Source organism: Hymenobacter sp. APR13 (assembly GCF_000737515.1).
In the GTDB taxonomy this organism is placed as follows: Bacteria; Bacteroidota; Bacteroidia; order Cytophagales; family Hymenobacteraceae; genus Hymenobacter.
Genome location: NZ_CP006587.1, coordinates 3,485,351 through 3,498,372, shown reverse-complemented (window position 1 = coordinate 3,498,372; position 13,022 = coordinate 3,485,351). Strand labels below are relative to the sequence as shown.

Here is a 13,022-nt window from a genome sequence, read left to right as displayed (position 1 = left end):
GCAGCGGGTTTACGATAGCCGAGTTGTAAGTAATTATTTATCAATAAGTAGGCTGTATGATGCTTATCCTTTGAACTCCTTGGAGTACGGAAACTGGCGCGAGGCCTTGCGCATGATGGTCGTCACGATGGTGTTGGTGTCGCTGCCGAAGCCGCGCGAGAGGCTCTTGTCGTATTTCCACAGCAGCTCGCCCGATTTGCCGTCGTGGATGTTGATGAGCAGCTTGCCGGTGTTGGTGGGGCCGCTCATGCCTACTGCTAAGCTCAGGGCAATGGCCGCGCCGTTAGACATGGGCTGGGTGCTGGCAAACGTGCCGGAGATGATACCATCGACGCCCAGCAGCAGCGCCAGTTGCTCCGGCGTCTGAGTGGCCAGTTGCTCGGTCGTGAGGCCGCTTTGGGCCAGCAGGGCGTTGGTGCGGGTGGGGTCCTGCACGTCCACGGTCAGGTCGTTGGAGGCCTTCTGCTTCAGGAAGTACGAGTGCAGCGCCTGCTGCACGTCCAGGCCTTCGCGCTGCTCCAGCCGGGCCACACCCTCGGGGCCGCCGTTTTTGGCCACTTCCTGTGGCCGCAGCTGCAGCTTCACCACGAAGGGCAGAATGGCCAGCGTTTTGTGGCTTTGGGCCAGCGTTTTGAAGTTGGTGTTGGTATAGATTTCGCGGGTCTGAGCCTGCGTGGCCAGCGGCGCTACTGCCAACAGGAGCAGGAAGAGTAGCAGCTTTTTCATGACGGTAAAACGGGAAAGGGAGGGAAAGAAGAATAGCAGCTCGCGAAGCCTGAATAGCACATTACCAACTTCGTGCCATAAAATCCCCAATCCCTGAACTTTTCCCCAAGTTTATCCGTTAGACGCGCCGCCCTTTACTCTTCTACCTTGTCGCCCAGCAACTTAGGATTGAAGTTGAGCAGAAACAATTTTTCTGAGGCCCGCGTGACGGCCGTATAGAGCCAGCGCGCAAACTCCGAGTTCACCATATCCTCTTTCAAAAAGCCGTGGTCGACGAACACGGCCTGCCACTGGCCGCCCTGCGCCTTGTGGCAGGTGAGGGCATAGGCAAACTTCACCTGCAGCGCGTTCAGAAACGGGTCTTTGCGCAGCGCGGCCGACTTGTCTTTTTTGGTGGTGAGGTGGTCGTAATCCTTGCCTACGGCCTCGTAGAGCTCCTTGCTGCGGTCGGCGGGCAGGGCGGGGCTTTCGGTGTGCAGCGTGTCCAGGAGCAGCTTGATTTCCATATCCGGCTCGTCGGGGTAGTCCACGAGGCGCACGCGGGCATCGGCAAAGCGGAAGCCGAACTCCTCGGTGAGGCGGATGATTTTCACCACCTGTACGAAGTCGCCGTTGGCCAGGAAGCCCATTTCCGAGTCTTTGGGCAGCCAGAAGTAGTTGTTGCGCACCACCATCAGGTAGTCGCCGCTCTCAATTTCATCCTCGGCCTCAAACAGCACCCGCCGAATCATCTGGTTGTACTGGTTGGCGTTCTTGTTGGAGCGGCAGATGATGGTGGTGTTTTCGTGCCCGAAGTTCTTGTAGGCCCAGCGCAGGCCGTCTTCCAGCTTGTCGCCGCCCATCTGAAACAGGTCGGGATAGCCGCGGGTGTGGAACTGGATGTTGGGCTTTTCCTCGCGCAGCTCTTCGCGCAGCACGGTGGCGTTCATCAGAATGCCCGACTGCTCGGCCTGGCGCATCACCTGGCGCAGCTCCACCCCATCCACGGTGGCGCGGAAACGATGGCGCAGCAGGTCGGGGTCGAGGGCGGGGCTGAGCAGCTGGCCCACGGGCGGCAACTGAGCCGTGTCGCCGATGAGCAGCAGGCGGTTGGAGGGCTTCTCGAACACGTAGTTGAGCAGGTCGTCGAGCAGGCCGGTTTCGCCGAACGATTTCTCGTCGGAAATCATCGAGGCCTCATCCACGATGAACAGCGTATCCTGGGCGCGGTTGGGCTGGCGCTGGAACGACAGGCTCTGGCTGGGCGTGCCGCTGGTCTGGCGGTAGATTTTCTTGTGGATGGTGCTGGCCGGCACGCCCGCGTAGCCGCTCATCACCTTGGCGGCGCGGCCGGTGGGGGCCATCAGCACGTATTTGCGGCCCAGCTTGTGCAGCCACTGCACCAGGGCACTCACCACGGTGGTTTTGCCGGTACCGGCGTAGCCGCGCAGCACAAACGCCTTGCGCCCCGGCAGGTCATCCTTCAGAAACACATCCAGCTTCTGAAACAGCTTGGCCTGGTCCTGCGTGGGTTCGTAGGGGAAATAGTCGCGGACGGAAGGGGTTCTTACGGAGAGCATGGGCAGGTAAAAAGACTAAGGCCGCAGGGCCTTTTAATCGAGCAGGGCTGGATTGACCTCACTAATAAACTGCTGCAAGAACAACATTTCGCGCCCAGAAAGTCCCGCACGGCGGCCACTATCTAAGGCCGTTTGCCGGAAGTTAGCCAAAGCCTGCACCCGATTTTCCTCCGTGGAAATATCGGCGCTGATTCCCAAGACAACTGCTTGGCGCAGGCAGGCTTTGGGGTGCTGCTCCAGGTAGCACAGCGTCAGCATGGACTGCTGCGCCCAAATAGCGGCGGCGGCCTCGCTGATACCTTCCGAAAGATACCCATCACTCTGGCAATAGATGGAATCCAGGAGTTGTAAGGCACCCACCGACCGTTCAACTGCCACCTGTTGCTGAAGCTGGTAAATCCCCGCTAACACCAGACTATCGTCGGGCGGAGGCAGCGGCGCCAGCAACGTAGGAAAGGATGCAGTGGTAGGTGAATTTTGGCTGGGCACCGTTTGATCTGATTGACACCTGGCAAGGGCTAGGACGAATAATGCTGAAAGAATAGTTTTCATAGCTGCTCAGGCTTTTTTCTTTCTCAATTACCCAACCCGCTCTGGTTATAATTCCTGCGGTTCTATCACGGCCATCGTGGCCGTGGCTTTAGATACTATCTTTTCTCTAATGCCGCTTCGGGCTAGCAACAAAGCTACACCCGTTTCAGGTCCCTGCCGCACCGGTTTCGGCATTGGAAAACCCCACCCAACCGGCAGCTCAGCCCACGGGCAGCGTCACGATAAACTCGGTGCCCTGTCCGGTCACCGGCTCCACCCGCAGCGTACCGCCGTGGCTCTGCACGATGTCGTAGGACAGGGAGAGGCCCAGGCCGGTGCCTTCGCCCAAAGGCTTGGTGGTGAAGAAGGGCTTGAACACCTCACCGCGGATTTCCTCCGGGATGCCGGGGCCGTTGTCGCGCACGCGCACCTGCACCGAGCCGTGGTGCTGCGCGCTGCTGATGTGCACCAGCGGCCGGTAGCCGGTTTCGCCGGCCTGCTGGCGCTGTAGCACCGCGTAGAAGGCATTGGTGAACAGGTTCAGCAGCACGCGGCCCAGGTCGGGAGGCATGGCGGAAACAAGGGACAGATTGGGGGCCAGCGCGGTTTCGACCTCTATGCTGGAGGGCTGGCCCCCGGGCGCCTGGCTTTGGCGGGCCAGCTCCAGATACTCCAGCACCAAGGCGTTGAGGTCGGTGGGCTGGCGCTGGCCGTTGCCGCTGCGGGCGTGCTCCAGCATGTCGCGGATGATGCCCGAAGCCCGCAGCCCGTGCTGGCTGATTTCCTGCAGATTCTGCTTGAGCCCACTCAGAATCTCCTGCTCCAGGCCGGGCGCCTCGGCCTGCTGGCCCATGTTGTCGACCAAAGAGGTGCTCACCTCCGCAAATCGTTTCATGAAGCTGAGCGGGTTCTGCAGCTCGTGCGCGATGCCCGCCGACAGCTCCCCCACAAACGCCCACTTCTCGGCAGCTACCAACTGGCTTTGGGCCTGGCGCAGTTGGGCCAGGGTCTGCCGGTTGAGGCGCAGCTGCCGGTATAGAACTACTCCCAGTGCCGAAATCAGCACCAAAGCGGCCACGGCCACGGCGAGCAGCTGGCTGCGCTGGTGCAGCCGAAGCTCCTGCACCTCCTTGTCGTGGCGCAGGTTGGTAATTTCTTCGTTCTGAGCCTGCTCCACCCGTTCGGCCTCATACTGGGCCAGCAGGTCGCCGCCCTGGGCAGCGTGGAGCGTGTCCTGCAGGGCCAGGTAGGCTAGGCTGTACTGCCGCGCGGCGGCGGGCGTGCCGTGCGCCGCCTCAAAGCGGATCAGCGCCCGCAGATACTGAGGGCGTAGCATCTGCAGGCGGGTGGCAGTGGCCCGCGCGTAGGCTTGCCGCCAGGAGGTGGCCGCCTGCGGGTAAAGCTGGCGCATGGTGTAGTAGCGAGCCCAGGTGGCATCCAGCGCAAACTCCCCGGGCCGGCCGGTAATCTGCATCTGGAGCGAGTCGGCAATCTGCTGGGCGCGGGTGAGCAAGGGGCCCGCTGCCGCCGCCTGCTGCCGGGCCAGCAGCAGCTCACTTTGCAGCACCAGCGCGTAGGCCATATACTGGGCGGCGTTCAGCTGGTCGTGGCGGGCCGTTTGAGTGGCTTTAGCCACGTAGCGGGCCGCCGCTGCGGTGTCGCCTTGCCGCAGGTACAGCTTGGCAATGGCATGCTCCGAGTAGAACCGCTGCAGGCCGCCGATACGGGACTGGTCGTTCCAGTTCGACGCCATTTGCATGTACTGCAGGGCTTTGCGTGTGTTGCCCCACTCGGCGTAGGTGCTGCCGGCCACCATCAGCTCGTTGCTGTAGAGGCGGCGGTTGAAGTGCCGGAACAGGTCGGCCGCGCGCAGGTAGTGGCTGATGGCCTGGTTGAAGTTGCCGCGGTGCCGGTAAGAGCCGCCCAGCACCAGATGGCACGCGGCCTCATTTTCCGGGAAGCCGCCAGCCACCTTGTACTGCCGCAGCTTGCGCTGGAAGTAACGCATGCGGCCTTCCGACTCGTGCAATTCGTTGAAGACGGGTGCTAGGTCGATCAGCAGCAGCGGCACGGGCTGGCCGCCTTTGTCGAACAGCTCAACGGCCTGCTGCAAGGCAGCCAGCGCCGGGCCGGGCCGCTGCTGCAGCCAGTGCTGCAGGCCCGCCTGTAGCTGCCGGTACGGCGCTTCCTGGGGCAGCTGATGGGTGCGGGTATTCAGGCGCAGCAGCTCCGCCACCAATCCGGCGGCCTGCCGGCGGTGGCTGGGCTCGGTCAGCTCGGTCACGTGCAGCATGTGCACCAGCGTCCGGACGCGGGCCGTGTCGGCGCGCTGCCCGGCCAGCACCTGCTGCAACGAGTCAACATCAGCATTCCAGTACCCCGACTGCGCCCGCACCGGAAACCCGAGCAGCACCAGCCAGGTGGCAATAATCCATTTCATACAGTAGCCAGCAACCTGGGCACTAGGTGTTGCCTGGCGGCAAATAATGTGGGGAGAATTTGGCGGATTCCGGCACCTGCACGGCAGCCCCTACCCCTGCGGCTCCACCACGGCCATCGTGGCCGTGGCCTTGGCAATCAGCTTGTCGTCGCACCATACCTCCGACTCGCAGAAGTGCAGGCGGCGGCCGGCTTTCAGCACCCAGCCCACGGCACGCAGCTTCTGCCCGATGCCAGGGTGCAGGTAGCTGGTTTTCAACTCCACCGTCACCACGCCGGTGCCGTCGGGTACGAGCGTAACGGCCGCAAAGCCGGCTACCAGGTCGGCCATGGTGGCCACGAGGCCGCCGTGGGCGAAGCCGGTGTGCTGCTGGTGCTGCTGCTGCAGCGTCACTTCGGCCTCAATGCGGCCCGGCTCGATGCGGGTAAGGTCGGCGCCGATGTGGTGCATGAAGTGCTGGCGCGTGAGTTTGCGGCGGATGCGGGTTTCGAGCGAATCGGGGGCAGGAGCGGGAGCGGGAGAATCAGGAGCTTTCATTGCTGCAAAGGTCGCTACTCGCCGTTCGTTTTTCGTGTTTTGTTTTTCGATATTGACTACCAGCATCCTTCGCAGCGTAAAAGCCGCCGGCCAGATTCTGTTGTCGACAGCTGGCTACTGTCACTCGCTCATTTTCACCTCCTCTTACAAAAAACCACGTCTATGCAACCACAGGAGTATTTATTGAGTGGGGCCCTGGGGCTGGCCCTGGCGGCGTGCAGCGGCTTTCGGGTGTTTGTGCCGCTGCTGGCGGCCAGCCTAGCTTACCGGACTGGCGTGCTGGCGCCGTCGGCTGGGTTTGCGTGGCTGGGTTCGTGGGCCGCGCTGGGGGTGCTGGGCACAGCCACGGTGGCCGAAATCCTGGGCTACTATTTTCCGGTGGTCGATAACGTGCTGGATACCATTACCACGCCCGCCTCGTTTATTGCCGGCACCGTGCTCATGACGGCCGCCCTGCCCGACCTCGACCCGGTGCTGCGCTGGGGCTTGGGCATGCTGGTGGGCGGCGGCACGGCCGGCATGGTCCAGACGGGCACGGCGCTGCTGCGGGCCGGCTCTACGGCGGCCACGGCCGGCCTCGGCAACCCCGTGCTGGCCACCGCCGAAAACACGCTGGCTATCCTGGGCTCGGCGCTGGCGCTGCTGCTGCCCGTGGTGGCCGCCGCCCTCATGCTGGGCGTGGTGCTGTATATTGCCACCCGGCTGCGGCGCTGGCGGCAGCGTCGGGCCACTCGTCGCCCGGCGGCCAACAGCTTGTCCTGAGGCGGCGCGCTGCGCCGTTGCGGGCCCGGATTCCTGTTCCTACTCTATCTACCTATCACACCTTTGCATGGCTACTGAATCTCTTTCCGCCCCCGACCTGCTGAACGCCTACACCGGCCAGGTGCGGGTGCGGGTCTGCGGCCTGCTGGTACACCACGACACACTGCTGCTCACCGCCCACCGTGGCCTGCTGCCCGGTGAAGCCCCGTTCTGGTCGCCTCCGGGCGGCGGCTGGCAGTTTGGCGAAACCATCCAGGAATGTCTGCGGCGCGAGTTTCGGGAAGAAACCGGCCTCGACGTAACCGTAGGCCGCTTTCTGCATCTGCACGAATACAAGGCCGACGACCTGCAGGCCATCGAGTTGTTTTTTGAGGTGACGCCCGACGACCCCGCCGCCGTGCCCCGCCTAGGCTCCGACCCCGAGCACGCCGCCGGCGAGCAGCTACTCACGCAAGTAGCTTTCGTAGCGCCGCGCGAACTGGTGGTACTGCCCGCGGCCCAGGTGCACCCAATGCTGCGCCAGATTATCAGCCCCGACGACGTGTTCATCCCGCAGATCCGCTTTCAGCGGTAGGCCGCAAACCGGGGCTGGCCGCGCTGGCTGGCTTTTGTACCTTTGCCGCTTCCGCCTCCACTCCTGCTGCTGTGTCTTTCGCTTTTCCTGCTTCGCCTACTGTGCCTGCTCCGTCGTCTTTGCCTGCTCCCACGGTGCTCCACCGCCTGCGCGATGAAACCCTGACCCCGGACAACCTGGCGGCGTACAACCTCTACCTCACGGCCGGCGCGGCCGGGCTGCGCCTGGGCATCACGGAAGTGCGCCGCAACAAGTTTGTGGTGCTGGAAGAATACGCGCCGCAGGCTGCCACCTCGCTCAGCGGGCAGCTGCAGGCCCTGGCCGCCCACCACGACCTGCTGGGCCAGCCTGGCTGGAACCACGTGCGGCTGGCCGTGCAGAACCGCCACTTCACACTGCTGCCGGCTCCCCTGTTTCGCCCCGGCGACGAAGCCGCCTACCTGCGCCTGCACCACACCGTAGACCCACAGCACGAAACCGTGCAGGCCTATGCCCACCCCGGCCGGGAGCTGGTCAGCATTTTTGCGGCCGAGAAGGCGCTGCTTGAGTGGTTCCGGGGCAGCTACCCGGGCGGCACGCTGCTGCACCAGACCAGCGCCCTGCTCGAAGGCCTCATGCACCAGAGCGACGCGGCCAGCCCGCGCCGCCTCTACCTCAGCATCGGCCACCTGGAGCTTACCATAGTCGTCATCCGCGACAAGCGACCGGAGTTCTGCAACGTGTTTGCCTTCAGCTCGCCCGAAGACCTGATTTACTACACCATTCTGGTGATGCAGGAGTTTCAGCTCAACCCCGACCAGGACCCCGTGATGGTGTGGGGCGACCTGATGCACGACTCGGAGCTGTTCACCATTCTGCGCAAATACATCCGCCACATCAAGTTCGGCAACCGCCCCTTCGACCTCGGCTACAGCTACCGCCTCAACGAGCTGTTCGAATACCGCTTCTTCGAGCTCTACAGCCTGCACCTCTGCGAGTAGCTGAGTAGTAGAGTAGCTGAGTAATCGTTCTAACCGGCAAATCAGCTGCTGCTTTTCACTACTCAGTTACTCCCTTACTCAGCTACTCTTCCTCATGCGCATTGCCTTGTTTCCCGGCTCCTTCGACCCGTTCACCAATGGCCACCTTGATGTGGTGCGGCGCGGTGTCTCGCTGTTCGACCAGGTTATTATTGCCATCGGCAACAACAGCAGCAAAAGCCGCTACCTGCCCGTCGAGCAAATGACGGAGATGATTGCCGAGGTATTCCGTGACGAGCCGCGCGTATCGGTCCAATCCTACAAAGGCCTCACTGCCGATTACGCCCGCGAAACCGGCGCCCGCTACCTGCTGCGCGGCCTGCGCAACACCACCGACTTCGAGTACGAAAACACCATCGCCCAAGCCAACCGCCACGTCAACCCCGACCTGGAAACCGTGTTCCTGATTACCTCGCCCACGCTGGCAGCCATTAGCAGCACCATCATCCGCGAAATTCACCGCTTTGGCGGCAACGTCGATGACTTTGTGCCGTTTGCCTTGCCGGCTGCTGAGTCACTTAAGGGCTAAGAACCGGTCAGGAAGCCCAGCCCGGGCAGCGTACTGACTGGCCACCCAAGGGGTTTCCCAAAGCAGATTGGCCGCTCAATGATTCATCCTGAATCGTTGAGCGGCCAATTTTCAATTCTGAGCTCTTCGTTTTTAATTCTTCTTCGTCACCCGCACGCCGATGGTGCTGCCGGGGTTGCGGGGGTCCGTGACGGGCTGCACGGTGTAGGCGGGGTCGGAGATGCTGAGGTTGGCGCGGCGCATCAGCTCGTCCTCGTCGCTGCCCAGCACCACAATGTCGTTGACCTTGCGGGTGCGGGCGTTGAAAGTGGCCACGATGGTGGTACCGTCCTTCTCAAACGTGTTGATCCAGTCCTGGCCTTTCGTGGACTTCATCTGCTCGGCCGTGGGTTCCAGCCCAATTGCTTGGCTCTTTGTTTCGCGCGGCGCGCCCAGGCTCCGGCGTAGCTGGTCGATGTTGCGGCCTACCAGCAACGGCATGTTCAGGCTGTTGGTGGGTACGGCCTCAGTGCGGCCCGTAACGGGCGTACCGGTTTCCGATGCCTGCTGGGTGCCGGTGCAGGCGGCCAGGCCGCCCAGCAGCAACAGTACAGGTAATGAGCGAGACGCAAAACGCATAAGCTTGGAGCTTGGGGTGGGGTTATTTGGCGGGAGCCTCCGAGGCAGGGGTCGAACCGGTAGTTTCGCTCAGGTAGTGGCGCATGACCAGCGCAATGCTGGCATACGACTCGTCAAGAACGGCCAGCGCCTCCTGGGGCGTCATCCAGCGCACTTCTTCAATGTATTCTTCGGCCTGGGGCTTCATCAGCGAGTCGTCGAGGCAGCTCATGACGTACCAGTCGGTTTTCTTGAGAATCTTGTTGCCGTTGTAGGCGTAGGAATGCCAGGTGCTAGGCAACTCGTCACCGAGGCCCACCTTGATGTTGCACTCCTCTTCCACCTCGCGCAGCGCGCCCAGGGCCGGGTCTTCCTCTTTTTTGAGCTTGCCCTTAGGCAAATCCCACTTGCCGAGGCGATAGATCATCAGCACCTTGCCATCCTTCACCACGAGGCCGCCGGCGGCTTTCACGATGCGGAACTGGTCTTTGAGGTGCAGAATGAGGCGCTTTTTCTTGCGGGCCAGCATCGTCAGCGACTTCAGCTTTTTGAGCTTCTTCACCTCCATCAGCCGCAGCAGCCGGTCCACAAATACGTCCGTGACGTCGCGCACCAGCACGTCGCCCACCAGGTCTTTCGAGATAAACTCGTCTTCCGGGTTCAGAATCAGGTCGTACTTGTGCTTGTACACTTTCTCGCTGTTCTTTTTGATGATCAGCGGTATATCGTTGATGAAGACGTTCATCGCGGGGCAATCAGGAGAGGCAACAATGGGGAATCTGGGCTAGGCCGGCCACAAAGCACAGCATAAATCCTGGCAAACGGAAACCCGCCGCAGGACGGGCAAGATACGAGAAGCGCACGGTTGTGTTGTCGGCCGCGCCGGATTAGGTGAACGAATACCGGAACGCCCGCACACGCACGGCGGGTTTTGGAGCCACGGCGGCTCCCGTATCTTCGGTGCATGAAAAAAATCGGCCTGCTCTCCGACACCCACAGCCACCTCGACGAGCGGATTCTGCACCACCTGCAGGGCTGCGACGAAATCTGGCACGCCGGCGACTTCGGCACCGCCGCCGTGATTGACGAGCTGGCCACGCTGGCCCCGCTACGGGGCGTCTACGGCAACATCGACGGCCGCGACGTACGCCTCAGACAGCCGCTGGTGCAGCACTTCGAGCTGGAAGGCCTGACGGTGCTGATGACGCACATCGGGGGCTACCCTGGCCACTACAGCCCCGCCGCCCGTCCCCTGTTGCAGGAGCATCGGCCGGGCCTGTTCATCAGCGGCCACTCCCACATCCTCAAAGTCATGCCTGACCCGCGGCTACAGCTGCTCCACCTCAACCCCGGCGCCGCCGGCCGCCACGGCTTCCACAAAGTGCGCACCCTGCTGCGGTTTGAGGTAGCTGAAGGCAAAGTGCAGCAGCTGCAGGTGGTGGAGCTGGGGCCTAAGTAGGGACCTCACCCCAACCCCTCTCCAAAAGAGAGGGGCTCTAAATTCTAGTAGGGCTAGTCCCCCCTCTCTTTTGGAGAGGGGGCCAGGGGGTGAGGTCCGGGCAAAAAGAAAGCGCCTTCCCTTTGCAGGCAAGACGCTTTGGAGATGCTGACCAGAACCCACCGACGCCGGGGGCAGGTGTGCCAGACGGGCGTTAGTTACGCAGCCGTCGTAGCTTCGCTCTTGTTGAAGCGGGCTTTCAGCTCTTCGATGTCCACGTTCTTCAGAACGGGAGTCAGCAGGAGCTGCTTAATTACGCGCTGCTTGTTGTTGGCGCGGGCAATGTTTTTGCGGTGCTTCCGCTTCAGACGGGTAGTGCTCATTTTTTCCGGGTCGGTTAAGGTCTTTCTGTAAACGAGGGGCAAAAGTAACGACTAAATTTGAAACCGGGAAGTGTTTCCCCTTTTTACCCTAGCTATTCCATGTCTGCTCCTGTAATCGACCTGCGTTCCGACACCGTAACGCGCCCCACTCCAGCCATGCTGGAGGCCATGTTCCAGGCCCGCGTCGGCGACGACGTGTACGAGGAAGACCCCACTGTACGGGCTCTGGAGCAGGAAGCCGCCGCCCGCTTCGGGCTGGAGGCCGGCCTGTTCTGCCCCTCCGGCACCATGACCAACCAGATTGCCATCAAGGCCCACACCGAACCCATGAGCGAGGTAATCTGTGAGCAGACTTCGCACATTTATCTGTGGGAAGTGGGCGGCATTGCCTTTCACTCGGGTGCCTCGGTGGCGCTGCTGCCCGGCGAGCGGGGCCGCCTGACGGCCGCGCAGGTGCAGGCCGCCATCCGGCCCCAGAACGTGCATTACCCCACCACCAGCCTCATCAGCCTCGAAAACACCCATAACCGCGGCGGCGGCAGCTGCTACAAGCTGCCCGAGTTGGCCGCCATTGCCGACGTGGCCCAACGCCACCGGATTCCGCTGCACCTCGACGGCGCCCGCATCTTCAACGCCCTGGTAGCTACCGGCCAGGACGCCCGCGAGTACGGCCGCCTGTTCGATACCATTTCGGTGTGTCTGAGCAAGGGGCTGGGCGCGCCGGTGGGCTCGGTGCTGCTGGGAAGTCAGGCGTTCATCCAGAAAACCAAGCGCATCCGCAAGGTGATGGGCGGCGGCATGCGCCAAGCCGGCTACCTGGCCGCCGCCGGCCTCTACGCCCTGGAAAACAACGTAGAGCGGCTGGCCGACGACCACCGCCGCGCCCGGCAGCTGCGCGACACGCTGCAAACCCAGCCCTACGTGGCCGAGGTGCTGCCTGTGGAAACCAACCTCGTCATCTTCCGCCTGCACGACAGCATGCCCGCCGAGTCGTTTCTGGCGCAGCTGGAAGCGCAGGGCATCCGGGCCTCGTCGTTTGGCCCGCAGTTCATCCGCTTTGTCACGCACCTAGACATCGACGATACCATGGTGGCCCGTATTGCGGCGGCGTTGCCGCAGCTGACTGCGTAGAAGCCTTCAGACGAGCCCAAGACCGGCCAAGACCGGCAGAAGGAGAAGTTGGTAGCCCGCCAACTCTCATTTCTGCCAGCCCTGGCCGGAAACGGAGGCTGCTTATGAAGTTATGGCTGAGATGAACCTATTTGTTATTGGGGATGTGCACGGCTGCCGCGCTACGTTCGAGGAGTTGCTGGGCCACTGGCAGCCGGCCACCGAGCGGCTGGTGCAGGTCGGCGACCTGGTGGACCGGGGCCGGTTCAGCCCGGAATGCGTGGCGCTGGCTATTTCGCTGGAAGTGCGCTACCCGGGCCAGACAGTGTTCCTGAAAGGCAACCACGAGGCTGGCATGCTGCAGCACTTCGGGCCGCACGGGCCGCACGCACCCTGGCTGAGCTGGGGGGGGCGGACCACGGTAGCCCAGTACCGGGCGCGTCCGGCGCTGCTGGCGCCCCATTTGGCGTGGCTGAGCCAGCGCCCCCTATACTGGCAAAACGACCATCTGCTGATCAGCCACGCCGGCTTTGCCGATACACCTGATCCGCTCGACGAAGCCAACTTCGATGGGGTGATCTGGCGGCGGGGGCCGCTGCGCCCCATGGGCCGGCGCCAGGTAATCGGGCACACGCCCACCACCGGGCAGCCCACCTTCGACCCCATCACCAACGTGCTTAACGTGGACACCGGGGCCGTTTTCGGCCAGTGCCTGACCGGTGTGCGCCTCACGGCCACCGGCGAGCTACTGGCCGAAATAGCCGTACCTACTCATCCTTCCGACCTACCGGCCGCCTAGCCAATACAGCTACCTATT

The 13,022-nt window shown here is 62.7% G+C and carries 15 protein-coding genes; 7 read left to right on the top strand and 8 right to left on the bottom strand.

All coding sequences use genetic code 11. The annotated features are described in order from the left end of the window. Positions 1-63: 63 nt before the first annotated feature. The 5 genes from N008_RS14645 to N008_RS14625 form a co-directional block, all read right to left on the bottom strand. Complete coding sequence (locus N008_RS14645; RefSeq protein WP_044017046.1) at positions 64-726, bottom strand: hypothetical protein; 663 nt, start codon at positions 724-726, stop codon at positions 64-66. Positions 727-860: 134 nt separating this feature from the next. After that, a complete protein-coding gene (locus N008_RS14640; protein WP_044017044.1) occupies positions 861-2,285 on the bottom strand; it encodes an ATP-dependent RecD-like DNA helicase in 1,425 nt (474 codons plus the stop codon). A gap of 33 nt (positions 2,286-2,318) precedes the next feature. After that, a complete protein-coding gene (locus N008_RS14635) occupies positions 2,319-2,837 on the bottom strand; it encodes a hypothetical protein (RefSeq protein ID WP_156109334.1) in 519 nt (172 codons plus the stop codon). Positions 2,838-3,036: 199 nt separating this feature from the next. Next, positions 3,037-5,256, bottom strand: coding sequence for an ATP-binding protein (locus tag N008_RS21720; RefSeq protein WP_052381581.1), 2,220 nt, complete (start codon positions 5,254-5,256; stop codon positions 3,037-3,039). Positions 5,257-5,346: 90 nt separating this feature from the next. Next, positions 5,347-5,793, bottom strand: coding sequence for a PaaI family thioesterase (locus N008_RS14625; RefSeq protein ID WP_052381580.1), 447 nt, complete (start codon positions 5,791-5,793; stop codon positions 5,347-5,349). A gap of 162 nt (positions 5,794-5,955) precedes the next feature. Here N008_RS14625 and N008_RS14620 point away from each other — a divergent pair, with 162 nt between their 5' ends. The 4 genes from N008_RS14620 to coaD all read left to right on the top strand — a co-directional run bounded on the left by N008_RS14620 (position 5,956) and on the right by coaD (position 8,677). Further along, a complete protein-coding gene (locus tag N008_RS14620; protein WP_044017040.1) occupies positions 5,956-6,555 on the top strand; it encodes a DUF4126 domain-containing protein in 600 nt (199 codons plus the stop codon). A 67-nt stretch (positions 6,556-6,622) separates the two neighbouring features. Then, a complete protein-coding gene (locus N008_RS14615) occupies positions 6,623-7,129 on the top strand; it encodes an NUDIX domain-containing protein (RefSeq protein ID WP_044017038.1) in 507 nt (168 codons plus the stop codon). Positions 7,130-7,248: 119 nt separating this feature from the next. Next, a complete protein-coding gene (locus N008_RS14610; RefSeq protein WP_052381579.1) occupies positions 7,249-8,109 on the top strand; it encodes a DUF3822 family protein in 861 nt (286 codons plus the stop codon). A 94-nt stretch (positions 8,110-8,203) separates the two neighbouring features. After that, entirely contained in the window at positions 8,204-8,677 is a 474-nt protein-coding gene (gene coaD, locus N008_RS14605; protein WP_044017037.1) for a pantetheine-phosphate adenylyltransferase, read from the top strand. A 132-nt stretch (positions 8,678-8,809) separates the two neighbouring features. Here coaD and N008_RS14600 read toward each other — a convergent pair whose 3' ends face one another. Next, complete coding sequence (locus N008_RS14600; RefSeq protein WP_156109332.1) at positions 8,810-9,295, bottom strand: hypothetical protein; 486 nt, start codon at positions 9,293-9,295, stop codon at positions 8,810-8,812. Between the two features lie 22 nt (positions 9,296-9,317). After that, positions 9,318-10,019: an NUDIX hydrolase gene (locus tag N008_RS14595; RefSeq protein ID WP_044017034.1), complete on the bottom strand. Its 702-nt coding sequence runs from the start codon at positions 10,017-10,019 to the stop codon at positions 9,318-9,320. A gap of 219 nt (positions 10,020-10,238) precedes the next feature. Between N008_RS14595 and N008_RS14590 the strand changes: the two genes are divergently transcribed. Continuing rightward, positions 10,239-10,733 (top strand): metallophosphoesterase family protein, encoded by a 495-nt coding sequence (locus tag N008_RS14590; RefSeq protein WP_044017033.1) that lies wholly within the window; start codon positions 10,239-10,241, stop codon positions 10,731-10,733. Between the two features lie 197 nt (positions 10,734-10,930). On the opposite strand, the gene N008_RS23595 is transcribed toward N008_RS14590, so the two are convergent. Further along, positions 10,931-11,095, bottom strand: coding sequence for a hypothetical protein (locus N008_RS23595; RefSeq protein ID WP_197062863.1), 165 nt, complete (start codon positions 11,093-11,095; stop codon positions 10,931-10,933). 99 nt (positions 11,096-11,194) lie between these two features. Between N008_RS23595 and N008_RS14585 the strand changes: the two genes are divergently transcribed. Both N008_RS14585 and N008_RS14580 read left to right on the top strand, forming a co-directional pair. Further along, complete coding sequence (locus tag N008_RS14585) at positions 11,195-12,226, top strand: threonine aldolase family protein (protein ID WP_044017032.1); 1,032 nt, start codon at positions 11,195-11,197, stop codon at positions 12,224-12,226. Positions 12,227-12,338: 112 nt separating this feature from the next. Further along, positions 12,339-13,004 carry a metallophosphoesterase gene (locus N008_RS14580; RefSeq protein WP_052381578.1) on the top strand — a complete coding sequence of 222 codons (666 nt, stop codon included), beginning with the start codon at positions 12,339-12,341 and terminating at the stop codon, positions 13,002-13,004. Positions 13,005-13,022 lie beyond the last annotated feature (18 nt).